Source organism: Qipengyuania xiamenensis, assembly GCF_019711495.1.
Classification (GTDB): domain Bacteria; phylum Pseudomonadota; class Alphaproteobacteria; order Sphingomonadales; family Sphingomonadaceae; genus Qipengyuania; species Qipengyuania xiamenensis.
Map to the genome: position 1 here is coordinate 37,812 of NZ_JAIGNM010000002.1, position 26,542 is coordinate 64,353.

Sequence of the window (26,542 nt, forward strand, 5' to 3'; positions counted from 1 at the left end):
GGCAGCTTCAGTAAAAGGTGAACGCGTCTCGCGCCCTAAAAGCCGTGAGTCAGATAGTAAAGGCATTTAGCAGTTTGCATTTGGGCATCCGAGGCTATCCGACTACACAGCGCTATGGATGAAAAACCAGATACCATGTCACGGTCTCAGCGTCGGCAGAAGGTCATCACCGATGATGACCGCATTCTCTATCTTATGGACGAGATCAGTCGCGGCGCGCGCAGATTGTACGATGCGAGGGTCGCCAGGATCGGTCTCAATCAGACACAGTGGAGGATCATCGGACAACTTCTTCGCGATCCTGCCCTTACGCAGGCTGAAATAGCCAAGAAACTGGAGCTGGAATCGGCAACCATCGGCCAGGCGGTTGCAGGCCTTTGCGCACGAGGGCTGATGAAAAGGCTTCGAGCTGAGACGGATCGGCGAGCGTGGCAGCTCATCCTCACGGAGCAGCTAGATGATCTGCTGCCCGAACTGAGAGGCTCCGCGGATAGGCTTCATGATCTGCTTTGGCGCGACATTGCCGCCGACGAGAAGCGAACGTTGCAGCAGATTCTTGCAAGGGTATCGGAAAATCTGGACCAACACCGGGCCGAGGCTGAGTAAAAACATGGCTTCGCCCCCGGAAAAGCCTATCGGCAGCATCGCTCGCGCCGCGGAGATCGGCCAAATCCTAATGAGGCACGGCGCGAAGAATCTCGCCGGAGCCCTCGGATTTATTCCCTCTTCGAGCAATGTCATCGATCCTCGCGAATTTCGTCCGGCCGCAGTTGTCGCGTTCCTCCGTGACATCGGGCCAGTCGGCATAAAGCTGGGGCAGCTCCTCGCCACCCGAAGCGATCTGTTTACCGAACACTGGATCACGGCATTCTCAACCCTGCACGATCAGGTGTCGCCAGTGCCCTTCGCAGATATCGAGCCCGTACTTGCTTCAAGCTGGGGTGAGGACTGGCGGAGCGACTTTGCGGAATTCGACGAACAGCCTTTGGCGTCCGCCTCGATTGCACAGACCTATTCCGCCAAGCTGCGGGACGGTAGCGAGGTCATCGTGAAGGTTCGACGCCCGGGCACCGCCGCGCGGATGGAAGCGGATGTGCGCCTCCTTGTCCGCCTCGCCGGGATCGCGGAAGCACGGTCACCGGACATCGCGCGTTACCGGCCAGTCGAGTTCCTGCGGACCTTCGGCCGCAATCTCGCCTGGGAGATGGACCTCGCCGCGGAATCCCGAGCCTGCGAGCGGATCGGCGCATATCTCGACACCATCGACGTCAGGACCCCGGCCATCCATTGGGAACTGACCGGGCTGCGGGTGAACGTTCAGGAACGCCTGTACGGCAGGCCCGCATCTTCGCTGGGCGCCTCATCGGGCGATCCGGAGGTGGCGGCGTTCGCCAAGCGCTATGCCAACGCAGTCCTGCGCATGATCATTCTGAACGGCGAATTCCACGGCGACCCTCATCCCGGCAATGTTTTCCTGATCGGCGAGCAGGATGTCGGCTTCATCGACTTCGGATCGGTCGGGACGCTCACCAAGGCTAGGCGCGACGAGATCGTTCGCCTCGTGCTTGCGATCGCTGGCGAGGAAACGAGCGAAGTCGCGGATGTCCTGCTCGCATGGGCGGGGGAGCCGAAGGTGGATCGCAATGCACTCGCGGTGGATCTGGATCAGTTGATCGGAGAGTTCAGGGGGACCGTGCTTTCTGGAATCGAGTTCTCGCAAATTTTTTCCCGCGTTTTCGATCTTTTGCGGGATTATCAACTGGTCCTGCCACCCGATCTGGCTATCCTTCTGCGTACCTTGCTTACGGCAGAGGGTGTCGTCCGATCACTGGCACCCGACTATAACATTGCCGAGGACACCCGGCCGATCATGACGGAGCTTCTCGCCGAGCGGTTCTCGCTCGCTAGCGCTCGGTCGGGTTTGAAGAGACTTCGCGGTCAGCTGCTGGGGTTGTCGGCGTCCTTGCCCGACATACTTGCCACTGCGAACTCGATCGCAAAGTCAGGATATGTGCCGGTTCAGCTCGATCCGCTCAGTATCGAGCAGCTCGCTGGACTTCGCAATGAGCGTCAGTCCATGAAAGGCCCTCTAGCTGCCGCATTGATCGTGGCTAGCGCGTTGCTTGTCGATCAATCCTGGCTTCTGGCTGGCGGCGCGCTTGTGATTGCTGGGGTGGTGCTCATCCGAAAATCATAATGAAGGAGCAATTTAATTCGTGCACGGTCACGTTAGGGCAAAGCCGAACTTAATGAGGATTTCATGCGCCTCACTTCAGCGACCCAAACGCACCGCGAAGAAAATTTTTCGACCTATTGCGATTGAAGGCTTATTTTCCTCAATCAGACGAAACTTTGGAACGGCAGCTTTCAGGTTTGTCCTCGCCTGACTTTATGGCTGCTTTTGGGGCGCAAAGCCGCCATCAATGAATGGTGAAACCTTCGTGGCAACTCGACAACGAAGAAGGGGAAGGATGGTCATTTGAGAAGTTTGGTGGCTGACGCCGAAAGGTGAAAATTCCACAAGAGGCGCGCAGACTTGCAGCCAGCTGCGCGCCGCATCGAGACTCTCATGACAAGAAAGAATGTGAAAGGCACAGCGTCCTACGCAGGCGCGCTGCTCATTTGCCAAAACCTTGGCGAACTCACCGCATACGAACTCGCCGGCGATCAGATACTGATACCAGATGAGGACGGCGGCTCGTCCAACATCGCTCAGTCGCTAGTCCTCATGCCAGGCGTCAGCTTGGCATCCGACGAAATGGCGAGGGGCGTCGCGATGCTTGGAACATCCGCCCTTGGCGTCCGATGTCTGATCCAACCTGACGGCGAACGAATTCCCGACTTCACGGTGCTGTTCGCAGAGAACGGCAAAGCCGAACGCTTTGCAGCTATGCGCCCATGGTTCGATAGGGAAGGCGGCCTTTATCTCATTTCAGATGAAGACACGGCCACAAGCAACTCCCCGTGCTTCAAGTTCGACCGCGGCCTGCGCAAGGTCGCGCAGCCTTGGACCGACGAAGCCGACCGGCATCGCGGTATTGCCGAAGCCACGACGCTGCTTCTGGAGGAAGAGGCCGATAACCGGCCCGGCTGATCCCAAGAATGAAGTGGAGGCTCGGCGGTAAGGCCGAGTAGATTATGAAATTAAGAGGGGAGGGCGAGCTCGGCCAGAGCGGCCTCCCCCGAAGGATTATCCGACGTGAATATGATTACCCTGCAACGCCCTCTCGAGGGCGAACCCGTGCTGCCGCCTACTACCTACAGGACCTTCAGGACGCACAGCCGGTTCGGCGCCTTCCTGAGCGCAACAGGACTTTCGAGCGGGGGCCAAGATATGAGCGCCCACGCCGCAGACGGATTCTATGCCGACCGGGAAGCGAGCGTGGTCGTGACTGCCACTTCTTGCGACCGGCCGCTTTTCTTCCCCGAATGCGAGGCTCTCGCCCAGTTCCTGCAGATGGACTTGGTCCTGATGCGGTTCGATCCGCTCCTTGGTGCCTCGTTCGATGTGCTGATGGCAGGCAGCGATAGCTGGCTCTGCGACTTCCTCGCCTGGCGCCGCGATGGCGGAGACATGTGGCTGGTGCCCGCTCGGGCTTCGGGTCCGTACTTCTGCCTGAACGAGAGCGGGCTCGAAGCTTTCGAAGGCGCTCCTTACGCAAATGGGTCCGAGCGCTACGCCGGCATCATTCGCGCCATCGAAGCTCCGTCGTTCGAAGGGAGGTTCTAATCATGGCCCAGATCACTTCCAACAATATCGCACTTGTCGATGACGTGGTGGAGTCGCCGCAGACGAAGTTGAGCGTGTTCGTCCACGATTGCTGCGACGACCATCGCGACTTCGCCTTCTCGCGCCACTGGTACAAAGGTGAGGAGAACAGGATTGGTGTCCGGCCCTGGTTCGACAAGAAGCTCTTCCCCGGCGAGGACCGCCGGTACGGGTGCGCGGCCAAGTACGACCTGCTTCTGCCCCCGACCGCTCCGGGGGATCTTGGCAGGTTCGGGACCCTCGTTGACCGGTTCGACGATACTCTCCCGCCCTATGAGCAGCACGCGATGGTCCACGTGAAGATCATGCTCGATCCTGCTGAGGCCTGGCACGTCGGGTTCGAACGCGTGCGCAGCTACGCGCGTCATCACTTTGCGCATCGCTTTGCGACCGTCCTGATCGCACATATCCCGGGCCTCGCTGGCCTCAAGGGGCAGGGCAATCATGTTCACTGCGCGGTTCTTTCCCGCGAGGTCACTATCAATGGCTTCGGCGGTGCGTGCACCGATCTTTGCAGCGACCGTGGCTACGAAGCGGCGCTTGCAGCCTGGCGCGAACACAAGGAGAGCTGGGAGGATGAAGGAGCATGAGCGATGAAGCAAAGCCTGCTCCCTCAGCCTTCCTTGCTGAGCATCTGGCGCGCAAGGGACCGGAAGAACTCGACAAGATGCAAGCCACAATCGACCTCGCTCGCCAGCTGCTGGCGAGCGGGGAGGTCGAGCCATACGCCGACGGGCATAACCTCTTCGAATTGCCTCCTTATCCTTGGGAAGTAAGCGAGGCTGCGATCGATCTTCCAAGGTGTATCTTCCTTGGAACAGTGAGCGATCTGGCAACGGGCACCGGCCACACGGTCTACTTCGCGGCTGGCCTCGCTCGGGACGAGGATGAGTTCCGCCGCCAGCTGGCAGCTCACATCGGTCACACGCTTGCCAATGGTGCGACGGTGAAGGCGGGACTTGGAAACTTTCCGTTCTCGAAGACCCTCATCTCGCATCCGCTCCGCCAGAAGCTCCAGAAGTTTGATGAAGGTCGGAATGCGCCAGCGAGCTTCTTCTACCTCGGTCAGTGGCATGAAAATCGCTCGTGACGGCTCGCTGTCCGCAGGCTCTCTGCCTAGACCAGCAGGACCGGGCGAGGGCAACCAAGCATTTCCGTGAGATAAAAAAGAGAACAATAGAAATGAAGAACATCCTGAACCTAAGCGACCGGTACATTGCTATCCTCGACGTCGAGGCATCGGCGCTGGAGGCGGGAAGCTATCCGATCGAAGTGGGTGTGGCGCTCGTTCGCGGGCCGTCCGAGCCTATCGGTGTCGGAGCAAAGCTGATCCGACCGACCAAGAAGTGGCTTGATACCGGCGTGTGGTCGAAGTCTTCGGAAGCGGTGCACGGCATGCCTCTGGATCTAGTGAAACGTGAGGGCGAATCCGCCGATGAGGTCTGTGACTGGCTCAACGGTTTGCTCGGCACAGACACCATTGTTGCCACAGATGCTCCCAGATACGACCAGGATTGGCTCGACACGCTGTTCGCTGCCGCAGATCATGAGCAGAATTTCAAGGTTCTCGACTTTCAGGTCCTGACGCGAGACTTCAGCGCTGACCAGCACCGCCACCTTGCGTATCTGCTAAGGAAGGATGCTCCACCGCATCGTGCAGCTGAGGATGCATTGCGTCTGGCTTCCAAACTGATGGAGACGCATTGGGGGCACCCGCCGAGAGAAAGTCACTTACCCGCGTTTTCCGATTTCGGCGGAGAATCCAAGTGAGGCTGGGGGCACCTTTGGGGGCATGGGCTGAGGTACGACTCTGTAAAAGCCCGTGTCGCGGGGCCTATGGCGAAATATGTGGCTCCCTCCTGCTCCGCCACTTCCTCCTGTCCGATCTCACCGACCTGTAGGCGAGCGATCTCGTGCTCTGACGCATCGCTCGCCGCGGGCCGGTGATCGAATCCCGTTTGCGATTCCGTGCAGCATGCCTAAGTTTCTCTCCGAAACCGATTCTGCGTTTTGAGGAGAGAGCCATGACCACCACTTATGCGAACCTGATCGACGGCGAGATGGTGACGACGAGCAATACGTTCGAAGTCGTCAATCCGGCCAATGAAGAGGTCGTGGGTATCGTCCCCTCCTGCGGCAAGGACGAACTCGACCGAGCGGTCGCCGCCGCCCGCCGCGCGTTCAAGACATGGAAGAAGACCAGCGCGGAAGAGCGCCAGAAGGTCGTCATGGGCATTTCGGCAGCCATCAAGGACAATGCCGACGAGCTCTATCGCCTGCTCACCACCGAGCAGGGCAAGCCGCATGCACAGGCCCAGCAGGAAATCTACGGTGCAGCAGGCCTCGCCGCCGCGCAGTCGACGCTGACGCTCGACGATGTGATCAACCAGGATGACGACACGCGCCTGTCACGCACCCGCCGCGTGCCGGTTGGCGTGGTCGGCGGCATCGTGCCGTGGAACTTCCCGGTCATGATGGCGATCCAGAAGATCGTGCCTGCGCTGATTTCCGGCTGCACCATCGTGCTCAAGCCTTCGCCGTTCACGCCGCTTACCACGCTTCGGATCGCCGAACTGATCAAGGATTTCGTGCCCGCCGGCACGGTCAACATCATCACCGGTCCCGACGAGCTCGGCCCGATGATCACCGAGCATCCCGATATCGACAAGATCACCTTCACCGGCTCGACCGCTACGGGGAAGAAGATCATGGAAGGTGCCGCGGGCGACCTCAAGCGCATCACCCTGGAGCTGGGCGGTAACGACGCCTCGATCGTGCTGCCCGATGCCGATGTCGAGGCAGTCGCACAGCAGCTCTTCTGGTCGAGCTTCTCGAACGCCGGCCAGATCTGCGTCGCGGCGAAGCGCATCTACATCCACGAGGACATCTACGACGACCTGTCGAAGGCCATCGCGGAATACGCCAAGACCGTTGTCGTAGGCGACGGTTCGCAGCAGGGCACGGGCGTCGGCCCGATCCAGAACAAGAAGCAGTTCGACCGCGTTTGCGAGCTGATCCAGGATGCCAAGGACAATGGCTACCAGTTCCTGACCGGCGGCGATGTCGATCCTTCAGGCACCGGCTATTACGTGCCGATCACCATTCTCGACAATCCGCCCGAAGATGCGCGCATCGTGGCCGAAGAACAGTTCGGTCCGGTCATGCCGCTGATGAAGTTCGGTAGCGTCGAGGAAGCGATCGAGCGCGCGAACAATTCGGAATACGGCCTCGCTGGCGCTGTCTGGACGAAGGACACCGACAAAGGCGTCGAGATCGCCGAACAGCTCGAAACCGGCACCGTGTGGATCAACGAATTCCTGCACATCTCGCCGCTTGCGCCCTTCGGCGGGCACAAGCAGTCGGGCATCGGCGCCGAATACGGCATCGATGGCCTGAAGGAGTTCACCTATCCGCAGGTGATCACGGTCAAGCGCGACGCTGTCGTCTGATCCCCACTTGCGCTGCCATGACGCGTGCCTAGTGTGCGCGGCATGGCAGCTACTCCTCCCGCATGGCGCTTCGCGATCGATCGCGGGGGAACATTCACCGATGTCGTAGCCACCACTCCGCAAGGACGGCTGGTGACCGACAAGCTGCTTTCCGAGAATCCCGATCACTATCGCGATGCCGCGAGCGAGGCGGTTCGCCGTCTCATGGCCGCGCATGGTGAAGGTCCGATTGCGGAACTGCGCATCGGCTCCACTGTGGCCACCAATGCCCTGCTCGAGCGCAAGGGCGAGCGGTTGGCGCTCGCGATCACACAAGGCTTCGGCGATGCGCTGCGGATCGGCGCGCAGGCGCGTCCGGAAATCTTCGCCCGCCATATCGTCCTGCCCGAACAATTGCCCGCACGCGTGGTCGAGGTGACCGAGCGCGTCGGTGTCGGCGGCGAAGTCCTGACACCCCTCGACGAAGAAACTGCCCGGCGCGATTTCGAGGCACTGCGGGGAGAGGGCTTCGATGCAATCGCCATCGTGCTCATGCATGGCTGGAAGTATCGCGACCATGAAGAGCGACTGGCCGAGATCGCTCGCGAGATCGGCTTTGCGCAGGTCAGCGTGAGCCACGAGGTCGCCCCTCTGATCAAGCTCGTCCCGCGCGGCGATACGACCGTGGTCGATGCCTATCTCTCGCCGGTCTTGCGGCGCTACACCGACACTCTGCGCGCGGCGCTGCCCGATGCGGACCGCCTGCGTTTCATGCAGTCGAACGGCGGGCTGGCGGAGGTTGGCGCATTTCGTGGCAAGGATGCGATCCTCTCGGGCCCGGCAGGCGGTGTGGTCGGCATGGTCGCCGCCTCCGAGCCGTTGGGGCACACTAAACTCATCGGGTTCGACATGGGCGGTACGAGCACCGATGTCGCGCATTACGCGGGCGAATACGAGTTGACGGGCGACAGCGTCGTGGCCGGTGTCCGCGTGGCCGCTCCGATGATGCAGATCCACACGGTGGCGGCGGGCGGCGGCTCGATCTGCAGCTTCGACGGCGCGCGTTTCCGCGTCGGCCCGGAAAGCGCTGGCGCCGATCCGGGACCAGCCTGCTACCGCAAGGGCGGCCCGCTGAGCGTGACCGACTGCAACCTGTTCCTCGGGCGCATCGATCCGGCCTTCTTCCCGAGCGTGTTCGGCCCGAACGGCGACCAACCGCTCGATCCTGAAGCCTCGCGGCGGCGTCTGGAAGATATCGCTGCATCGCTCCCCGAACCGAAATCGCTGGAGGCCATTGCCGAGGGCTTCCTCGCCATCGCGGTCGACAACATGGCCAATGCCATTCGCAAGATCAGCGTGGCGCGCGGGCATGACGTAACCACCTATGCGCTCGCCTGCTTCGGCGGGGCGGGCGGACAGCACGCCTGCAAGGTCGCCGACGAGCTGGGGATCGAGACCGTGCTCGTGCATCCGCTCGCGGGCATTCTCTCGGCCTATGGCATCGGCCTCGCGCCGGTGAAGGCGATCCGCGAGGTCAGCCTGGTCAAACCGCTCGCCGATGACTTCATGGGGCCGCTGGCCGAGCTGGAAGCGGAAGCGCGCGAGGCACTGACCGGGCAGGGCATCTCCGACGAGGCTATCCAGCTCGAAAGCCGTGCAAGGCTGCGCTTCAAGGGCAGCGATTCCATGCTAACGGTAGACGTGGGCGATATCGCCGAGATGGACGAGGCCTTCCGCCTGCTCCACCGCCAGCGCTTTGGTTACTCCGATGCCGAAGCCCCGATCATCGTCGAGGCACTGAGCGTCGAGGCGAGCGGCATTTCCGGCGGCCTCGGCACGGCGCAGGCCGATCCGGTTGCGACCTCGGGCAACGCATCCGGCTCCTGGCGCACGTTGGCCCGCGCCGACATGGGCGAGGGCGAGGAGGTCTCCGGTCCCGCACTGATCGTCGATCCGGGTTCGACAACGGTGGTCGAGCAAGGCTGGCAGGCGAAGCTCGCCGAGGAAGGGACGCTGGTCCTGACCCGTGTCGTGGCGCTGCAGCGCGACCTTGCGGTGGGGACCGAGGTCGATCCCGTACGGCTCGAAATCTTCAATAACCTCTTCATGGCGATTGCCGAGGAAATGGGCGTGGTGCTCCAGTCCACCGCCACTTCGGTCAATATCAAGGAGCGGCTAGACTTCTCCTGCGCGCTGTTCGACCGGACAGGCGCTTTGATCGCCAATGCGCCGCATATCCCCGTCCACCTCGGCAGCATGGGCGATAGTATCGCGCGGGTGATCGAGGAGCGCGGGGAAGGCCGCGACGGGCGCGGGTTCAGGCGCGGCGATGCCTATGTCCTCAACGATCCCTATCGCGGTGGCACACACTTGCCCGACATCACCGTGATCGTGCCGGTCTTCTACGACGAAGAAAGCGACGAGCCTGACGCCTTCGTCGCCGCGCGCGGGCACCATGCCGATATCGGCGGGATCGCGCCCGGCTCGATGCCGCCCGAAAGCGCGACCATCGAGGAAGAGGGCGTCATGATCGACAACCTCCTGATGGTGGACGAGGGACATTTCCGCGAAGCGCCGGTGCGCGAAGTGCTGGCCTCGGCGAAATTCCCCGCCCGCAATCCCGAACGCAACCTCTCCGACCTGCGCGCGCAGCTGGCTGCCTGCACACGCGGCGCGGAACTCCTGCAGGGCGCGGCCCGCGACCAGGGGGCTGAGGTGGTCGAAGCCTATATGGATCACGTGCTCGCCAATGCGGAGGAGAGCGTGCGCCGCCTGCTCGACCGGCTCAAGGACGGCAGCTTTTCCTACGCAATGGACAATGGCGCAGTCGTGAAGATCGCGATCCGGATAAACGATGCGACCCGCTCCGCCGTTTTCGACTTCACCGGGACCAGCAACCAGCTACCCGACAACTTCAACGCGCCGCGCTCAATCACCCGCGCCGCGGCGCTATATGTCTTGCGCACGCTGATCGATGACCAGATTCCGATGAACGACGGGTGCTTGCGACCGGTTGAACTAATTGTGCCGCGGGGAAGCATGCTCAATCCGATGCCGGGCGCGGCAGTTGTTGCGGGCAATGTGGAGACCAGCCAGGTCGTCACCGACGCGCTTTTCGCCGCCACCGGCAGGCTCGCGCCGAGCCAAGGGACGATGAATAACTTCACCTTCGGCAACGAGGCGCACCAGTATTACGAAACGATCTGCGGCGGTTCTGGCGCCGGACCCGACCATGACGGGACCAGCGCGGTGCAAACCCACATGACGAACAGCCGCCTGACGGATGCCGAAATCCTCGAAACACGCCTGCCGGTGCGGCTCGAGAGCTTCGCCATCCGCCGCGGCTCTGGCGGCGCGGGCGCGCATCGTGGCGGCGACGGAGTCGAGCGGCGCGTCACCTTCCTCGAGGAAATGCGCGCCAATATGCTCGCCAACCGCCGCAAGGTGGCGCCGCGCGGGATCAACGGCGGCGGTGATGCGCAGCCCGGACGCAACTGGGTCGAGCGGGCCGACGGCACTATCGAGGAATTCGGGGCGACCGGGCACAAGGACATGATGCCCGGCGATACATTCGTGATCCTGACGCCCGGAGGGGGCGGTTTCGGGGAGGAAACACAATGAATTACTGGCCCCTGCTGGGCATCGCGCTGGTCGTGATCGGCTTTGCGCTGCGCTTCAATCCGCTGCTGGTCGTGGTCGGCGCGGCGCTTGCGACCGGGCTCCTCGCGGGCCTCGATTTCGTCGCCGTGGTCGAGGCACTGGGCAAGGCCTTCAACGACAACCGCTATATCTCGGTGACGTGGATCATCCTGCCGGTGATCGGCCTGCTCGAGCGTTACGGCCTGCAGCAGCGCGCCCGTGCAGTGATCGAGAACCTGCGCGGCGCGACCATGGGCAAGCTGCTGACGGTCTACCTGCTGTTCCGCCAATTGACGGCAGCCATCGGCATGAAGGACATCGGCGGCCACCCGCAGGCGGTTCGCCCGCTCGTCGCACCGATGGCCGAGGCCGCAGCGGAGAAGTCGCATGGCAAGCTCGCCGAGGACGATCGGCAGAAGGTGCTCGCCATGTCGGCTGCCACCGACAATGTCGGGCTGTTCTTCGGCGAGGATATCTTCTTTGCCATCGCCTCGATCCTGCTGATCCAGGGCGTGTTCGAAAGCTACGGCTATCCCCTCACTCCGCTGCAGCTGTCAGTGTGGGCGATCCCGACCGCGATCTGTGCCTTCATCATCCACGGCTGGCGCATCCGCGCGCTCGACCGAAAGATCGGGCGGGCCCCGGCGGAGGCAGGCGCATGATCACCTACGAATGGCTCTACGTCCTTGCGGGCGTGTTCTTCGCGATCTGGTCGCTGCTCAGCCTGCGCGACGGGCGCTGGGGCAATGCCTCCTTCTGGGGCCTGCTTGCCGCGAGCTTCTTCTTCGGCAGCCACCTCTCCGATTTCGCCAATGGCGTGCTGGTCCTCGCAATGGTTGCGATTGCAGGCACGGGCGCGCTGAAGCGCAGCGATCCGGAGACTACGAGCATCGAGGAGCGCCGCGACTATTCGAAAGTGCTGGGCAACAAGCTCTTCGTGCCCGCTCTGATTGTCCCGATCACCGCGGTGGCGGGTACGCTGCTCTACAATTACACGCCGCTCAAGGAGACCGGCCTGTTCGAGGCACGCCGCGAGACGTTGATCCTCTTCGGTGTCGGTGTGCTGATCGCGCTGGTGGTGGCGATGGCCTGGCTGCGCCCGCCTGCGCTTGCGCCTGCGGAGGAGGGGAGGCGGCTGCTCGATTCCATCGGCTGGGCAGCGATCCTGCCGCAAATGCTCGCCGCGCTCGGCGCGGTCTTTGCGCTGGCGGGTGTGGGCGAGATCATCGGCGGCGTTGCAGGCGACATCATTCCCGATGGCAGCGTGTTCCTCACTGTCGTCGTCTTCGCGCTCGGCATGGCGCTGTTCACGATGATCATGGGCAATGCCTTTGCCGCATTCCCGGTGATGGCGGCCGCGATCGGCATCCCGCTGCTGGTCGAGACTTATGACGGCAATCCGGCGGTGATCGGCGCCGTCGGGATGCTCGCAGGCTTCTGCGGCACGTTGATGACCCCCATGGCGGCCAACTTCAACATCGTGCCCGCCGCGCTGCTCGAGCTGAAGGACCAGAACGGCGTGATTCGCCAGCAGATCGGGACCGCGATCCCGCTGTGGCTGTGCAATGTCGCGATCATCTATGTGGGAGCATTCCTGCTGTGGAACTGACCGAGGATATCGGGCGCAATTTCGCGCGCGCCGCTCTGGGCCACGTTATGCGGCCCTTTCCATACAAGGACGATCACGTGTTCGAAAGCGAACACGATGTCCGCGCGCCGCGCGATGCGCATCCGGTATTCTTCGGTAGCTATGACTGGCATTCCTGTGTCCATGGATGGTGGACGCTGCTCACGCTCCGCCGCTTGTTTCCAGAGATGCCCGAAGCTGAGGAAATTGCTGCGCTTGCGGACGAGACCTTCACCGAAGAGAAGCTGGCGGTCGAGCTAGCCTATCTCGAAAGACCATCCGCGCGCGGGTTCGAGCGTCCCTATGGTTGGGGTTGGCTACTTTTCCTCCACCTAGAAGCGTCCCGGCACGGAGACCGGGATTGGGGCCGCCTGCTCGAACCAATGGCGAGGCTCTTGGCCAAACGGTTGCGCGAATATCTCGCGATCCTGACTTATCCGATCACTGTCGGTACGCATTTCAACACTGCATTTGCTCTGATGCTGGCCAGTGAGTGGGCCGAAACATGGGAGCCTGAGATGCTTGAGGACATCGCCGTCTGGGCCAGAAAGCAGTTCTTGCCGCGAAAGGACTATCGCGGCTGGGAACCGGGAGGAGATGAATTCCTCTCGCCCGTCCTCACCGCAGCCACGCTGATGCAGTGGGCGCTGCCGCGCGAAGAATGGGTGCGTTGGTTCGACGAACTTGTGATCGATAATGGCTGGCTGGAGAGCGAATGCTTGCCAGTGACGGTTTCCGATCGCAGCGACGGAAAAATCGCCCATTTGGACGGGCTTAACCTCAGTAGGGCGTTTTGCCTGTGGGAAATGGTCCCCTATCTGCATGACCGGCCTGAGCTGATCGACTTGCTGAAAAGGCGGGCGCGGCTACATCTCGAGGCCTCGCTCCCGCATGTAACCGGAGACTATATGGGCGAACACTGGCTCGCGAGTTTCGCCCTGCTCGCACTGCTGTCACGCTGACCGGATCGCTCAGGCGGTCCGGCGCCCCGCGTCGGGGGAAAGGCCGGAGCCATCGTCCCTTGCCATGCTCCGGGCGAAATCTTCGTCGATCACGGCGGTCTCGCTGATCGCGCGGACCATGCTTGTGCCGAGAAAGATTTCGTACTCGCCGCTGGCTACAGCAAATGTGCTGCCCGATGTCGGTCGTCCGATGTCTTCGCGCGTGATCTCGAAGGAGAGGAATTGCCGTTCGCCGGGGCGAAGGCAGACCCTTGCGATGTCGACAAGACGGGGCTCGGCGTCGCTCTCCGAAAGATGGCGAACATAGAGCTGGGCGGTTTCGGTGCCTTCACGCGCGCCGACATTGCGCAAGGCCCCGCTGACCCGGATACGGCCTGAATCGAAATCGAGGGCAAGGTCGGTCAGCGCGAAATCGGCATAGGTCTCGCCATGTCCGAACGGCAGGCCCGGTCGATCCTTCGTGCCGGGAAGACCATGGACGAGCTTGCCCGATGGGCTGGCCTCGGCGGTCAGGAGTTCGGCAATCGCGTGACCGCCCATCGCGCCGAGTTCGCCAGCATGCAGGACACTCGGCAGGAACTTGCCCTCGACGACGGGGTCGATGGCCGTTTTCCCGATGGTGACCAGCACGGTCTGCTCGTTGGATCGTGACAGCGAAGTGAGCAATTGCTGCTGCGCTTCTCCAAGCGCCGCACTCTCGCCAGTTGGCAGGACCACGACGACCGTTCCCGCGCGCTTCGCCGCTTCGCAGGCCATGCCAATCGCCATGCGATCCGCATCGATAAGCCGGTCGACAGGTGTGCCGTTGTTACGCAGGGCGAGGCCGGGGACATAGCGATGCGGCACGCCCAATTGCTCGAGCCCGTCGATAACGCTCGCCGCAAGACCTTCCCGCCCGCCGAGCGAGATGTGCCGGTCGCTCGCGGCGGGGCCGACGATCAGGATCTCGCCGGAATCGATGCCCAGCGGAAGCGTGGCCGGCATGTTTCGCAGGAGGACCGCGCAGCGCCGCGCCAGGTCGAGCGCGACTTCGCGATTGTGTGCGGGCATGGGGACCTTGGTGCGCGAGGTCGCAAGCCTTCCGGATAGCGCCTGGCCGAAGAGGCCGAGCCTGTACTTGGCGCGCAGAACCCTCGCCACCGCATCCTCGAAGCGCTGTTCGGAGATTCGGTTCGTCGTCACCGCCTCGACCAGCGAATCCACCGGCATCGAAGAATGCGACATCCCCTCCATCGAGAAACTCGCCTCGCTGGCCAGCGCATCCCATTCAGGCAGGACGATGCCGTCAAAGCCGCCCGGACGAGAAACCTTCGCCAGATGCGGTGCTATCGCGGTGCGCGTGCCTTCGGACAGGCGATGCAGGGCGATGGCGCCAACATCCGATCGCGCGATCACGTCCGAGCAGAGCGCGAGAGCAGCTTCATGGACCTGCTCGCCACCTTTCGAATGCGACTGGGTCAGGCCGAGGCAGGCGAGGATCGCGGCACCGTCCTTGTCATGGCTGCCTTGCAGGCCGTCGATGAAAGCCGCGGCAAGGATACTTGCGAGCCGATCGTGATCGGCGTGAAATGCCTCGCCAAGGCTGGCGCATCCTTCGCCAAGGCAAATCTCGGGGCCGAGGCCCCAGTTTATCCCCTTGTCGGCCGCTTCGCTGGCAATCACCTGGCCAGCCTTGGCGAGCGCTTCGGGATCGAAACTGGCGGCCATGGTGGCCGGTTCCGGAAACAGGGTGTCGAAGCCCGATCCGATCCGGCCGGTGAAGAGCAGCGGTAGGCCGAGGCGCGTTTCTTCCTGCGCCATCTGCTGAATGGTCTGGGCCTGGGCATGGTCGGCGATACCGCGAACGATACCGACGCGGCCTGCCCGCAGGGCGCGGGTAAAGCTCTCTGCGGCTTCGGGGTTGTCCGGGTCCGGAGCCTGCCTGATCGCAAGCTGGCCGGCCTTCTCGAGCAAGGTCATATGCGCCAGCAGGTCGCTGACGAAGCGCTCGCAATCGGGGTCGATACGGAACCGGTTCATGCGCGCAAGTCCGCGCGCCCGCGCACATGTGCAGGTACCCTGATCCCAATTCCGACGAGCCACTGCCCGAGCACAAAACCTCCCAGTCGATGCAAGAGGCTGCGCATCGACAGGCCCTCTCACGGGCGCGCCGATCGCAAGCCAGATGGGCCGGCAATCGGTGCACCGAAGCGAGGGATCGTGCGCCTGAATGGTAAATTTGACGTAAGCCTGCGCGGGAACGCGCTATTTGGGCCGCTGAAGCAAAGCTTTCGACAAGACGATTTACGACATAACAATATCTTTATATGTAGGCCGGGCGATGCGCACCGAAGCACTCTTCCGCGCCCTGGCCGACCCGACCCGGCTGAGGATCATGCGACTGCTTGGCTCGATGGAGCTGGCGGTAGGCGAAATCGCGCAGGTTCTCGGGCAAAGCCAGCCGCGCGTGTCGCGCCATGTGGGTATATTGTGCGACGCCGGGCTTGCCGAACGACGGCGTGAGGGAAGCTGGATATTCCTGCGCGCGCAGACCGACGGGCAGGGCGCCGTGCCACTACGATCGGATGTCGCCCGCCTGCTGACGCGGGCCGAATCCGCCGACCCCGGCTTTGGCGAACAATGCGAAGTCGATCGCCGCAAACTCGCCGAAATCCGCGATGCGCGCGAGGAACAGGCGCAGCAGTATTTCGCCGACCATGCCCATGACTGGGATGAGCTTCGGCGTCTCCATTCTTCCGACGAACAGGTCGAAGCGGCATTGTCGAAGGCGCTGGGTGACAAGCGGCTGGGCCGACTGCTGGACATTGGTACCGGCACCGGACGCATGGCCGAGCTCTTCGCGGAAGGCGCCGACCATATCGTGGCGCTCGACAAGAGCCTCGCCATGCTACGTGTCGCTCGCGCCAAGCTGCAGCACCTGCCGGCCGAACGCGTGGAGCTGGTGCAGGGCGACTTCTCCGGCCTGCCGTTTCCGCCGGCCAGCTTCGACACGGTGCTGTTCCACCAGGTCCTCCATTTCGCGCACAGCCCTGCCGCCGCTCTCTACGAGGCCGCCCGCGTGACGCGTGCCGGTGGCCGGATCGCGATAGTCGATTTCGCCGCCCACCAGCGCGAGGAACTGCGCGACCGTCATGCCCATGCGCGCCTCGGGTTCGAGGATTCGCACATGCGCGACCTGCTCGACGATGCCGGTTTCGACGTCGAAAATCCCGTGTCGCTGGAGGACGGCGAGCTGGTGGTGAAAATCTGGGTCGCCGAACGGCGGCGCATACAGGAAAGGAATTCGGCATGAGCCCCACGCTCGACCAGATGCGCGAGGCGCAGCGGGCGCTCGAAACGCCGCTATTCTCGGGCCTGCCCGGCGATATCGAAGTGAGCTTCGAATTCTTCCCGCCCAAGACGGAGAAGATGGCCGAGACCCTGTGGCACAGCGTCGAGACCTTGAAGCCGCTCGACCCGCGCTTCCTGTCGGTGACATATGGCGCCGGCGGGTCGACCCGCGAGCGCACTCATGAGGCCGTGCGACGGATCGTGGGCGAAACCGATATCCCTGCAGCGGCGCACCTGACCTGCGTCGATGCGACCCGCGAGGAAGTCGACGAGGTTGCACGCGAATATTGGGATGAAGGCGTGCGCCACATCGTCGCGCTGCGCGGCGACGCACCCGACGGCAGCGGGACCTACACGCCGCATCCCGGAGGCTACGAGAATGCCGCAGATCTCATTGCAGGCCTCAAGAAGGTCGCCGATTTCGAAATTTCGGTCGCCGCCTATCCCGAGGTGCATCCGGATTCGCCCGACCGGCAGGCCGATCTCGACAATTTGAAACGCAAGTTCGACGCGGGCGCGACACGCGCCATCACCCAGTTCTTCTTCGAACCGGAATGCTTCTTCGACTTCCGTGACAAGGCCGCCGCCGCAGGGATCGAAGGCGAGATCGTGCCCGGCATCATGCCTGTCCTGAGCTTCGCCGCGGTCCAGCGCATGTCGGGCCTGTGCGGCACCGCCATCCCGAACTGGATGGAAGGGCTGTTCAACGGCCTCGACGAACGTCCCGAAGCGCGCCAGCTGGTCAGCGCGACCATCGCCGCCGAGATGTGCCGCCGCCTCTATGCCGGCGGCGTGCGCCAGTTCCATTTCTACACACTCAACCGCGCCGAGCTGAGCTATGCGATATGCCATATGCTCGGCCTGCGCCCGAAAGCGTAACCCATGTCGAAGCGAGCCGAATTCGAAGCCGCCGCTGCACAGCGCATCCTGATCAAGGACGGGCCCTATGGCACCGAGATCCAGCGCGCGAGCCTCGCGCCGGAGGATTATGCGGGCGATACCGGGCTCGAAGCGGATCAGAAGGGTAACAACGACCTCGTCAACCTGACCCAGCCGCAGGTGATCCGCTCCATCTGCGACAATTACATCGACGCCGGCGCGCATATCCTTGCGACCAACACCTTCAACGCCAACCGCATCAGCCAGGCCGATTACGGGGCGGAAGCGCTGGTGCACGATATCAACGTGTCGGCGGCAAGGATCATCCGCGAAGCCGTCGATGCGCGCACCGACGGCGTCCAACGCTTCGTTGCAGGCGCGATGGGCCCGACGAACAAGACGCTATCGCTGTCCCCCGATGTCGAAGACCCGGGCTTTCGCGAAGTGAGTTATGACGAGATCGTCGAGGTCTATGTCGAACAGGCGCGCGCGCTGGTCGAGGGCGGGGCCGACTTCATCCTGATCGAGACCGTGTTCGACACGCTCAACTGCAAGGCCGCGATCATGGCGGTGAAGCAGCTGGAGCGCGAGCTCGGCCGCGACATCCCGCTGATGATCTCGCTGACGCTTACCGACCTCTCCGGCCGCAACCTGTCGGGCCATACGGTGGAAGCGTTCTGGTACACGGTCCGTCATGCCAAGCCGCTGACCATCGGCCTCAATTGCAGCTTCGGTGCCGAACAACTGCGCCCGCATGTCCAGATCCTGTCGGACATCGCCGATACCTACCTGATGGCCTATCCAAATGCGGGCCTGCCCAACGATCTGGGCGAATATGACGAGCTACCTGAAACCACGGCGGCGCTGACCAAGGTCTGGGCGCAGAACGGCCGCGTCAACGCGCTGGGTGGGTGTTGTGGCTCTACTCCGCAGCACATCGCTGCAATGGCAAAGGCTGTCGACGGCATTGCGCCGCGCACCGTGCCCACGATCGACCCCGATATGCGCCTTGCCGGCCTCGAACCCTTTACGATTGCCGCGTGATGAGTGATTTGACTACAGCCCGCTTCGTCAACATCGGCGAACGCACCAATGTGACCGGATCGGCCCGGTTCAAGAAGCTCATCTTGTCGGACGATTACGAGACTGCCGTCGAGGTTGCGCGCGACCAGGTCGAGAACGGCGCGCAGGTGATCGACGTCAACATGGACGAGGGCCTGCTCGACGCCGAAAAGGCGATGACGACCTTCCTCAAGCTGATCGCCGCTGAACCCGATATCGCGCGCGTTCCGGTGATGATCGACAGCTCGAAATGGGACGTGATCGAGGCGGGCCTCAAATGCGTTTCGGGCAAGCCCATCGTTAATTCGATAAGCATGAAGGAGGGCGAGGAGCAGTTCCTCGAACAGGCGCGCAAGTGCATGGACTATGGCGCCGCCGTGGTCGTCATGGCCTTCGACGAGACAGGACAGGCCGACACGAAGGATCGCAAGGTCGAGATCTGCAGCCGCGCATACGACCTTTTGACCGGCATCGGCTTCCCGCCCGAGGACATCATCTTCGACCCCAACATCTTCGCCGTGGCGACGGGGATCGAGGAGCATGACCGCTACGGTCTCGACTTCATCGAGGCGGTGAGTGAGATCAAGCAGCGCTGCCCGCATGCCAAGACCAGCGGCGGCCTGTCGAACCTCTCTTTCAGCTTCCGCGGCAACGAGACCGTGCGCCGTGCGATGCATTCGGTCTTCCTCTACCACGCGATCCCAGCCGGGCTCGACATGGCGATCGTCAATGCGGGCCAGCTCGACGTCTACGACCAGATCGACCCGACCTTGCGCGAGGCTTGTGAGGACGTGATCCTCATGCGGCGCGAGGATGCGACCGAGCGGCTGATCGACCTTGCCGAAAGCTACAAGGGCAAGTCTGCCGCCGACGAGAAGGCCGCCGAGGAATGGCGCGGCTGGGACGTGAAGAAGCGGCTGGAACACGCCCTGGTGAAGGGCATCGATGCGCATGTCGTCGCCGATACCGAGGAAGCGCGCGAGCTGGTCGCGGCCTCCGGAGGCCGCCCGATCGAGGTGATCGAAGGCCCGCTGATGGACGGTATGAACGTCGTCGGCGACCTCTTCGGCAGCGGCAAGATGTTCCTGCCTCAGGTGGTGAAATCGGCGCGCGTCATGAAGAAGGCGGTCGCCCACCTGATCCCCTTCATCGAGGCGGAGAAGGAAGAGGGTGCCAAGGCCAAGGGCGTGATCATCATGGCGACGGTGAAGGGCGATGTGCACGACATCGGCAAGAACATCGTCGGCGTGGTGCTGCAGTGTAACGGATACGAGGTGGTCGACCTCGGCGTCATGGTGCCGTGGTCGCAAATTCTCCAGGCCGCGAACGAGAACAATGCCGACATGATCGGCCTCTCCGGCCTCATCACCCCCTCGCTCGACGAGATGGTGACGGTGGCCGAGGAGATGCAGAACGCGAAGATGGACATGCCGCTCCTGATCGGCGGGGCGACCACCAGCAAGGTCCACACCGCGCTGCGCATAGATCCGGCCTACGAAGGTCCGGTGATCCACGTGCTGGACGCGAGCCGCGCTGTCGGTGTGGCCAGCCGCCTCCTGTCCGATACCCAGCGCGACGAATTCGTCTCCGACACGGCGAGCGCATATGTGAAGGTGCGCGAGGCGCGTGAGGGCAAGTCGCAGAGCGTGCTCCTGTCACTCGAAGAGGCGCGCGCAAACCACTACGACCCCTTCTACAGCGACCGCGCCGCACCCCCGCTGCGCCCCGGTATTCACGTGTTCGACGACTGGTCGCTCGAGGATCTGCGCGACTACATCGACTGGACGCCCTTCTTCCGCGCATGGGAACTGCACGGGACCTATCCCAGGATCCTCGACGATGAGGTGGTTGGCGAGACGGCGCGCCAGTTGAAGGCCGATGCCGATGCCATGCTCGACCGCATCATCGAAGACAAATGGCTCACCGCCAAAGGCGTCGCTGGCTTCTGGCCCTGCGCGCGCGATGGCGACGATGTGACGCTCCACCTCGCTGATCGCGAAGAGCGGGTGATCCTGCCCTTCCTGCGCCAGCAGGTGAAGAAAAGCCGCGAGCGCGCGAATATGTGCCTTGCCGACTTCATCGATCCGGCAGGCGACTGGATCGGCGGATTTGCCGTGGGCATCCACGGGATCGAGGAGCATTCGAAGCGCTTCCTAGAGGACAAGGACGATTATTCCGACATCCTCCTGAAGGCGCTGGCCGACCGCTTTGCCGAAGCCTTTGCCGAGCGGCTGCACCAGCATGTGCGCACCGACCTGTGGGGCTATGCACCGCAGGAACAGCTCACCAATGAGGCGCTGATCAAGGAGGAATACCGCGGTATCCGCCCTGCGCCGGGCTATCCCGCGTGCCCCGATCACAGCCTCAAGCCGATCCTGTTCGACCTGCTCGATGCGCCGAAGAATGCCGGCCTGGAATTGACCGAGAACTTCGCCATGTACCCGACGGCTGCCGTCAGCGGGTTCTATTTCGGCCATCCCGAGGCACAGTATTTCGGGGTCGCGCGTATCGGCCGCGACCAGCTGGAGGACTATGCGGCGCGGCGCGGTGTGGATATCGCCACTGCGGAGCGCTGGCTGCGGCCCAATCTGGATTGACCACGCTGGGCTAATCGCGCAGGGCATATCCGTCGGCTGCAGAAACGATTCTGTAGCGGGCGCGCACGGGAGAGTTCAGGCGGTGACTGCCGCCTGACGCCGAAGGAGCAACCGCCCCGGAAACTCTCAGGCAGATGGACCGTGCGCCGCCATCGACACTCTGGAAAGCGTCGCCGCTTCATGCGCGTGGCCACCGAAGGGGTAAGCGCGCTCATCTGCGCGTCAGTCTCTCAGGTTTCCCGACAGAGGGGGCATGGGTTGGTTTGGCGTCCCGATGGCGGGCGCTCCCATGCTTGCGAAGGACGGGACTTGAGCGAAGACAACGAAACCATCGACGAAGTGCAGACGCTGCCGCTTGATGCATGGCATCGCGGCAAGGGCGCGCGCATGGTGCCCTTTGCGGGCTATGAAATGCCGATCCAGTACGAAGGCATCGTCGCCGAACACAACTGGACGCGCGAACAGGCGGGCCTGTTCGATGTCAGCCACATGGGCCAGCTGATGGTCACCGGCGAAAAGGCTGCCGAGGAACTCGAAAAGCTGCTGCCCGGCGCGATCGCTTCGCTGAAGCCCGGCCGCACGCGCTACTCGCTGCTGATGGCCGAGGACGGCGGCATCCTCGACGATCTCATGGTCACCAATGCCACGCCCTGGATCGAAGCGGACGAGGAAGCAGGCACCGAAGGCCATTGGGGCGATCCGGCCTATTATCTCGTCGTCAACGGCGCGATGAAGTGGGACGATATCGCCCATCTTCGCGAGCACCTCGACGACGATGTCACGCTCACCCACATGGACGAGCATGCGCTGCTGGCGCTGCAGGGTCCCAACGCCGCGACCGCACTGAACCGCGTGATGCGCAACGTCATCGACGACATGGTCTTCATGGACTCCGTCACCCACGATTTCGGCGAATGGCCGCTGCGCATCACCCGCTCGGGCTACACCGGCGAAGATGGGTTCGAAATCTCGGTGCCTGCCGAATTCGCCGAGAGCCTCGCCGACCGGCTGTGTGCCGAAATCGAAGTGCGCCCGATCGGCCTCGGCGCGCGCGACAGCCTGCGCCTCGAAGCGGGCCTCCCGCTCTACGGCCACGACATTACCGAAGAAACCGACCCGGTCTCCGCCGACCTCCTCTTCGCGCTGACCAAGAAGCGCCGCGAGGAAGGCGGCTGGATGGGGCACGAGGCAGTGGCCAAGGTGCTCGCCGATGGTCCGAAGCAGAAGCGCGTCGGTCTCGACATCGAGGGGCGCATGCCGGCGCGCGAAGGTGCGCTCGTCTATTCGGGCGGCAAGCAGGTCGGTCGCGTGACCAGCGGGGGCTTCTCGCCCACGCTTCAGCGCCCGATTGCAATGGCTTACATCGACACGGATCTCACCGAAGAGGGAACCGAACTCGAAGTCGAGGTTCGTAAGAAGAGACTGCCCGCGAAGGTCGCACCCATGCCCTTCGTCCCCAACCGCTACTACAGAGGGAAGTGACCTGATGGCCCGTTATTTCACCGATGAACACGAATGGATCGACCTCGAAGGCGACACCGCCACGGTCGGCATCACCGATTACGCGCAAGGCCAGCTGGGCGACATCGTCTTCGTCGAACTGCCCGACGTCGGCACCGTTGTCGAAAAGGGCAAGGACGCCGCCGTGGTCGAAAGCGTCAAGGCCGCGAGCGACGTCTACGCCCCGCTTTCGGGCGAAGTGGTCGAAGTGAACGACAGCCTCGAAGACGACCCGGCACTGGTCAATTCCTCGCCCGAGGAAGACGGCTGGTTCTTCAAGATGACCGTCGCCGACACGTCCGAAATGGAAGGGCTGATGGACGACAAGGCCTACAAGAGCTTCTGTGACGGGCTTTGATGCGCCGTATGTTTGTCTTAGCCGCAGTGATGGCAACTTCGTGCACTTCGCTGGATTCGGCTATTGTTTCAGACACCTACACCGTACGCGAGTTAATTGAGGCTTTCGACGAACTTGATGGGTCGGAAGTTCGGGTGCGAGGCTGGATCGGCGGATGCAGGAACGAAAATGCCCTTTGCGGTCTGTTCGATGACGAGAGGTCGGCGAAGAAGGGCAGGATAAGTGGCTGGGCTCATGTGCTCAAAAATGAGAACGGTATCGCTCTACCTGCTCAGGGCTATGTCGTTGTGAAAGCGAAAGTGGTCGTAACCTGCCGCCACGACGAAGCAATCTGCGTTGAAAGAACAGGTTACTTAGTGCCCTTGTCCCTGAGACTACAGAGGTAATAGATGCGCTACCTACCCCTGACCGATGCCGACCGTTCGGCGATGCTCGAAAAGATCGGCGCGCCCGATGTGGACGCGCTGTTCGTCGATGTGCCCGAAGAAGCCCGCCTCGACGGGCCGATCCACGGGCTGCCGATGCACGCCAGCGAAATGGCGGTCGAAAAGCACATGCGGCGGCTGTCGAAGAAGAACCTGGCGGCGGCAGACGCGGCCTTCTTCCTCGGTGCAGGAGCTTACAAGCACCATGTCCCGGCCTCCGTCGACCACATCATCCAGCGCGGCGAGTTCCTGACCGCCTACACGCCCTACCAGCCGGAAATCGCGCAGGGCACTCTGCAGATGCTGTTCGAGTTCCAGAGCCAGGTCGCGCATCTCTATGGCTGCGCGGTGGCCAATGCCTCGATGTACGACGGTTCGACCGCCTGCTGGGAAGCGGTCGCCATGGCGAGCCGCATCGCACGTGGGAAGAAGCGCAAGGTCGTGCTCTCGGGCGCGCTGCACCCGCATTACGCCGAGGTTGTGAAGACCATGGCGAAGTTCACCGACGACGAGATCGCCCACGCCAAGCCGGCGATGACGGCAGCTCCCGACACGGACGGGCTGATTTCGCGGATCGACGACAACACCAGCTGCGTGGTGGTGCAATATCCGGACATCCTCGGCCGCGTCACCGACCTCCAGCCGGTCGCCGACGCCGCGCACGAAAAGGGCGCTTTGCTGATCGTCGTCAACACCGAGCCGGTGGCGCTGGGCGCGATCAAATCGCCCGGCGAAATGGGCGCGGATATCGTCGTGGGCGAAGGCCAGTCGATCGGCGTGGGCCTCCAGTTCGGCGGGCCCTACCTCGGCCTCTTCGCCGTGCGCGATCCCAAGCATGTGCGCATGATGCCCGGGCGCCTGTGCGGCGAAACGCAGGATGCCGAGGGCAAGCGCGGCTACGTGCTGACGCTTTCGACCCGTGAGCAGCATATCCGCCGTGAAAAGGCGACTTCGAACATCTGCACCAACTCGGGCCTCTGCGCGCTGGCATTCAGTGTCCACATGACGCTGCTCGGCGAAAAGGGCCTGCGCCAGCTCGCGATGGAGAACCACCGCCTTGCCTGCCTCGCTGCCGACAAGCTCGCAGCAGTGCCGGGCGTGACCGTGCTCAACGACGCCTTCTTCAACGAGTTCACGATCCAGCTCGGCCAGGACGCCCGCGCCGTGGTGCGTAAGCTCGCCAGGGACAATATTCTGGCAGGCGTCTCGCTGGGGCGCCTGTTCCCCGAACACGAAGAGCTGTCCGATGGCCTCATCGTCGCGGTGACCGAGACCACCACCGAGGAGGACATCGAAACGCTTGTCTCCGCGCTGAAGGAGGTGCTGTCATGAACGCGCCCAACGCATCCGGCTGGAAGCCCGGCACCCCCGTGCAGGATCACAACGCGATGGCTGGCCCAGACACGGTCACCGGCAACCGCGCGCTGATGCTCGAGGAACCGCTGATCTTCGAAATCGGCAACACCGAGACCACCGGCGTCGACCTTCCCGAGCCGACCGGCGGCGCGAACCGCCTCGGCGGCCTCGAGCGCAGCGAGAAGATCGGCATTCCGGGTCTCTCCGAGCCCGAGACCGTGCGCCATTACACGCGTCTCAGCCGCCAGAACTACGCCATCGATCTCGGCCTCTTCCCGCTCGGTTCGTGCACGATGAAGCACAACCCGCGCCTGAACGAGAAGGTCGCGCGCATGCCCGGTTTCGCCGACGTGCATCCGCTGCAGCCGGTCGACACCGTGCGCGGTGCGCTGGAGGTCGTGAACGAGCTGGCGCATTGGCTGATCGACCTTACCGGCATGCACGGCGTCGCGATGAGCCCCAAGGCGGGCGCGCATGGCGAGCTTTGCGGCATCCTCTGTATCCGCGCCGCCCTCGAAGCGCGCGGCGATGCGCGCGAGGTCATCCTCGTTCCCGAAAGCGCGCATGGCACCAACCCTGCCACGGCAGCCTTCGCGGGCTACAAGATCGAGGACATCCCCGCCAATTCGGACGGCCGCGTCGATCTCGATGCGCTCAAAAGCCGTCTCGGCCCCGATGTCGCGGGCGTGATGATCACCAACCCCTCGACGCTGGGCCTGTTCGAGCGTGACCTCAAGGAAATCTCCGACGCGGTCCATGAGGCAGGCGGATTCGTCTATTGCGACGGGGCGAACTTCAACGCCATCGTCGGCAAGGTCCGCCCCGGCGACCTCGGCGTCGACGCGATGCACATCAACCTGCACAAGACCTTCTCCACCCCGCATGGCGGCGGTGGCCCGGGTTCGGGTCCGGTGGTGCTGTCCGAGGCGCTCAGCCCCTTCGGCCCGCTGCCCTACACGGCGCGTACCAAGGACGGCGTTGTCCACCTGATCGAGGAAGAGGATGCAGATGCGTTCTCCGAAGAACACTTCGGCGGCAAGATGCAGAGCTTCGGCCGCATGACCGCATTCCACGGCCAGATGGGCATGTTCACCCGCGCGCTGAGTTACATCCTCAGCCACGGTGCGGATGGCCTGCGCCAGGTGGCCGAGGACGCGGTGCTCAATGCCAATTACATCCTGCGCAGCCTCGACGATGTGCTCGATGCACCCTTCGGCCACAGTGGTCCGTGCATGCACGAGGCGCTGTTCAGCGATAAGGGGTTTGCGGAGGACATCTCGACGCTCGATCTCGCCAAGGCGCTGATCGACGAGGGCTATCACCCGATGACCATGTACTTCCCGCTGGTGGTGCATGGCGCGATGCTGGTCGAGCCGACCGAGACCGAGAGCAAGGCGGCGCTGGACCAGTTCATCATGGCCCTGCGTAGCGTTGCCGAGCGTGCGAAGGCTGGCGACGAGACACTCAAGACCGCGCCGCATTATGCGCCGCGCCGCCGCCTCGACGAGACGCTGGCCGCGCGCAAGCCGATCCTCGCCTGGGAAGAGCCCAATCCTCCCGCTGGCGAGCCGACGATGAGCGAGCAGGGCGGACGTTGACCGCCCGCCCGC

Annotated in this window: 21 protein-coding genes and 2 riboswitches; of the genes, 20 read left to right on the top strand and 1 reads right to left on the bottom strand. The window is 63.2% G+C overall.

What is annotated here, in order from left to right:
- The first annotated feature begins 114 nt into the window (after window positions 1-114).
- From K3165_RS08460 to K3165_RS08515, 12 genes are all read left to right on the top strand, one after another.
- The gene (locus K3165_RS08460) at window positions 115-606 is read left to right on the top strand and encodes a MarR family winged helix-turn-helix transcriptional regulator (protein ID WP_221548447.1); all 492 of its coding nucleotides are present in this window, start codon (window positions 115-117) and stop codon (window positions 604-606) included.
- Between the two features lie 4 nt (window positions 607-610).
- The gene (locus tag K3165_RS08465; protein WP_221548449.1) at window positions 611-2,197 is read left to right on the top strand and encodes an ABC1 kinase family protein; all 1,587 of its coding nucleotides are present in this window, start codon (window positions 611-613) and stop codon (window positions 2,195-2,197) included.
- 339 nt (window positions 2,198-2,536) lie between these two features.
- A complete protein-coding gene (locus tag K3165_RS08470; protein ID WP_221548450.1) occupies window positions 2,537-3,094 on the top strand; it encodes a hypothetical protein in 558 nt (185 codons plus the stop codon).
- Between the two features lie 240 nt (window positions 3,095-3,334).
- A complete protein-coding gene (locus K3165_RS08475; RefSeq protein ID WP_221548452.1) occupies window positions 3,335-3,730 on the top strand; it encodes a hypothetical protein in 396 nt (131 codons plus the stop codon).
- Window positions 3,731-3,732: 2 nt separating this feature from the next.
- Window positions 3,733-4,359: a hypothetical protein gene (locus K3165_RS08480; RefSeq protein ID WP_221548453.1), complete on the top strand. Its 627-nt coding sequence runs from the start codon at window positions 3,733-3,735 to the stop codon at window positions 4,357-4,359.
- Window positions 4,356-4,859, top strand: a complete 504-nt coding sequence (locus K3165_RS08485; protein ID WP_221548455.1) for a hypothetical protein — start codon at window positions 4,356-4,358, stop codon at window positions 4,857-4,859. Before K3165_RS08480 ends, K3165_RS08485 begins: the two co-directional genes overlap by 4 nt.
- A 92-nt stretch (window positions 4,860-4,951) precedes the next feature.
- Entirely contained in the window at window positions 4,952-5,539 is a 588-nt protein-coding gene (locus K3165_RS08490; RefSeq protein ID WP_221548457.1) for a 3'-5' exonuclease, read from the top strand.
- A gap of 254 nt (window positions 5,540-5,793) precedes the next feature.
- Window positions 5,794-7,218 carry an aldehyde dehydrogenase family protein gene (locus K3165_RS08495; RefSeq protein WP_221548458.1) on the top strand — a complete coding sequence of 475 codons (1,425 nt, stop codon included), beginning with the start codon at window positions 5,794-5,796 and terminating at the stop codon, window positions 7,216-7,218.
- A 42-nt stretch (window positions 7,219-7,260) separates the two neighbouring features.
- Window positions 7,261-10,818 (top strand): hydantoinase B/oxoprolinase family protein, encoded by a 3,558-nt coding sequence (locus K3165_RS08500; protein ID WP_221548461.1) that lies wholly within the window; start codon window positions 7,261-7,263, stop codon window positions 10,816-10,818.
- The gene (locus tag K3165_RS08505) at window positions 10,815-11,498 is read left to right on the top strand and encodes a DUF969 domain-containing protein (RefSeq protein WP_221548462.1); all 684 of its coding nucleotides are present in this window, start codon (window positions 10,815-10,817) and stop codon (window positions 11,496-11,498) included. The genes K3165_RS08500 and K3165_RS08505 overlap by 4 nt, the downstream gene beginning before the upstream one ends.
- Entirely contained in the window at window positions 11,495-12,445 is a 951-nt protein-coding gene (locus K3165_RS08510) for a DUF979 domain-containing protein (protein ID WP_221548465.1), read from the top strand. The genes K3165_RS08505 and K3165_RS08510 overlap by 4 nt, the downstream gene beginning before the upstream one ends.
- On the top strand, window positions 12,436-13,425 hold the full coding sequence (locus K3165_RS08515) for a DUF2891 domain-containing protein (RefSeq protein ID WP_221548466.1): 990 nt from the start codon (window positions 12,436-12,438) through the stop codon (window positions 13,423-13,425). Before K3165_RS08510 ends, K3165_RS08515 begins: the two co-directional genes overlap by 10 nt.
- 9 nt (window positions 13,426-13,434) lie before the next feature.
- Here the strand turns inward: K3165_RS08515 and K3165_RS08520 are convergent, their stop codons facing one another.
- Window positions 13,435-15,444, bottom strand: a complete 2,010-nt coding sequence (locus K3165_RS08520; protein WP_221548468.1) for a glycoside hydrolase family 3 N-terminal domain-containing protein — start codon at window positions 15,442-15,444, stop codon at window positions 13,435-13,437.
- A 301-nt stretch (window positions 15,445-15,745) separates the two neighbouring features.
- Here K3165_RS08520 and K3165_RS08525 point away from each other — a divergent pair, with 301 nt between their 5' ends.
- The 8 genes from K3165_RS08525 to gcvPB all read left to right on the top strand — a co-directional run bounded on the left by K3165_RS08525 (window position 15,746) and on the right by gcvPB (window position 26,530).
- The gene (locus K3165_RS08525; protein WP_221548470.1) at window positions 15,746-16,717 is read left to right on the top strand and encodes an ArsR/SmtB family transcription factor; all 972 of its coding nucleotides are present in this window, start codon (window positions 15,746-15,748) and stop codon (window positions 16,715-16,717) included.
- Entirely contained in the window at window positions 16,714-17,634 is a 921-nt protein-coding gene (gene metF / locus K3165_RS08530) for a methylenetetrahydrofolate reductase (protein ID WP_221548471.1), read from the top strand. Before K3165_RS08525 ends, metF begins: the two co-directional genes overlap by 4 nt.
- Window positions 17,635-17,637: 3 nt before the next feature.
- On the top strand, window positions 17,638-18,678 hold the full coding sequence (locus K3165_RS08535) for a homocysteine S-methyltransferase family protein (RefSeq protein WP_221548473.1): 1,041 nt from the start codon (window positions 17,638-17,640) through the stop codon (window positions 18,676-18,678).
- Window positions 18,678-21,293: a methionine synthase gene (gene metH, locus K3165_RS08540; RefSeq protein WP_221548475.1), complete on the top strand. Its 2,616-nt coding sequence runs from the start codon at window positions 18,678-18,680 to the stop codon at window positions 21,291-21,293. Before K3165_RS08535 ends, metH begins: the two co-directional genes overlap by 1 nt.
- A gap of 56 nt (window positions 21,294-21,349) precedes the next feature.
- A riboswitch (glycine riboswitch) is annotated at window positions 21,350-21,445 on the top strand.
- Window positions 21,446-21,549, top strand: a riboswitch (glycine riboswitch). It abuts the riboswitch before it with no gap.
- A gap of 53 nt (window positions 21,550-21,602) precedes the next feature.
- The gene (gene gcvT / locus K3165_RS08545) at window positions 21,603-22,775 is read left to right on the top strand and encodes a glycine cleavage system aminomethyltransferase GcvT (RefSeq protein WP_247714048.1); all 1,173 of its coding nucleotides are present in this window, start codon (window positions 21,603-21,605) and stop codon (window positions 22,773-22,775) included.
- A 4-nt stretch (window positions 22,776-22,779) separates the two neighbouring features.
- Complete coding sequence (gene gcvH / locus K3165_RS08550) at window positions 22,780-23,151, top strand: glycine cleavage system protein GcvH (protein WP_221548478.1); 372 nt, start codon at window positions 22,780-22,782, stop codon at window positions 23,149-23,151.
- Window positions 23,152-23,540: 389 nt separating this feature from the next.
- The gene (gene gcvPA, locus K3165_RS08555; protein ID WP_221548480.1) at window positions 23,541-24,908 is read left to right on the top strand and encodes an aminomethyl-transferring glycine dehydrogenase subunit GcvPA; all 1,368 of its coding nucleotides are present in this window, start codon (window positions 23,541-23,543) and stop codon (window positions 24,906-24,908) included.
- Window positions 24,905-26,530: an aminomethyl-transferring glycine dehydrogenase subunit GcvPB gene (gcvPB, locus tag K3165_RS08560; protein WP_221548482.1), complete on the top strand. Its 1,626-nt coding sequence runs from the start codon at window positions 24,905-24,907 to the stop codon at window positions 26,528-26,530. The genes gcvPA and gcvPB overlap by 4 nt, the downstream gene beginning before the upstream one ends.
- Window positions 26,531-26,542 lie beyond the last annotated feature (12 nt).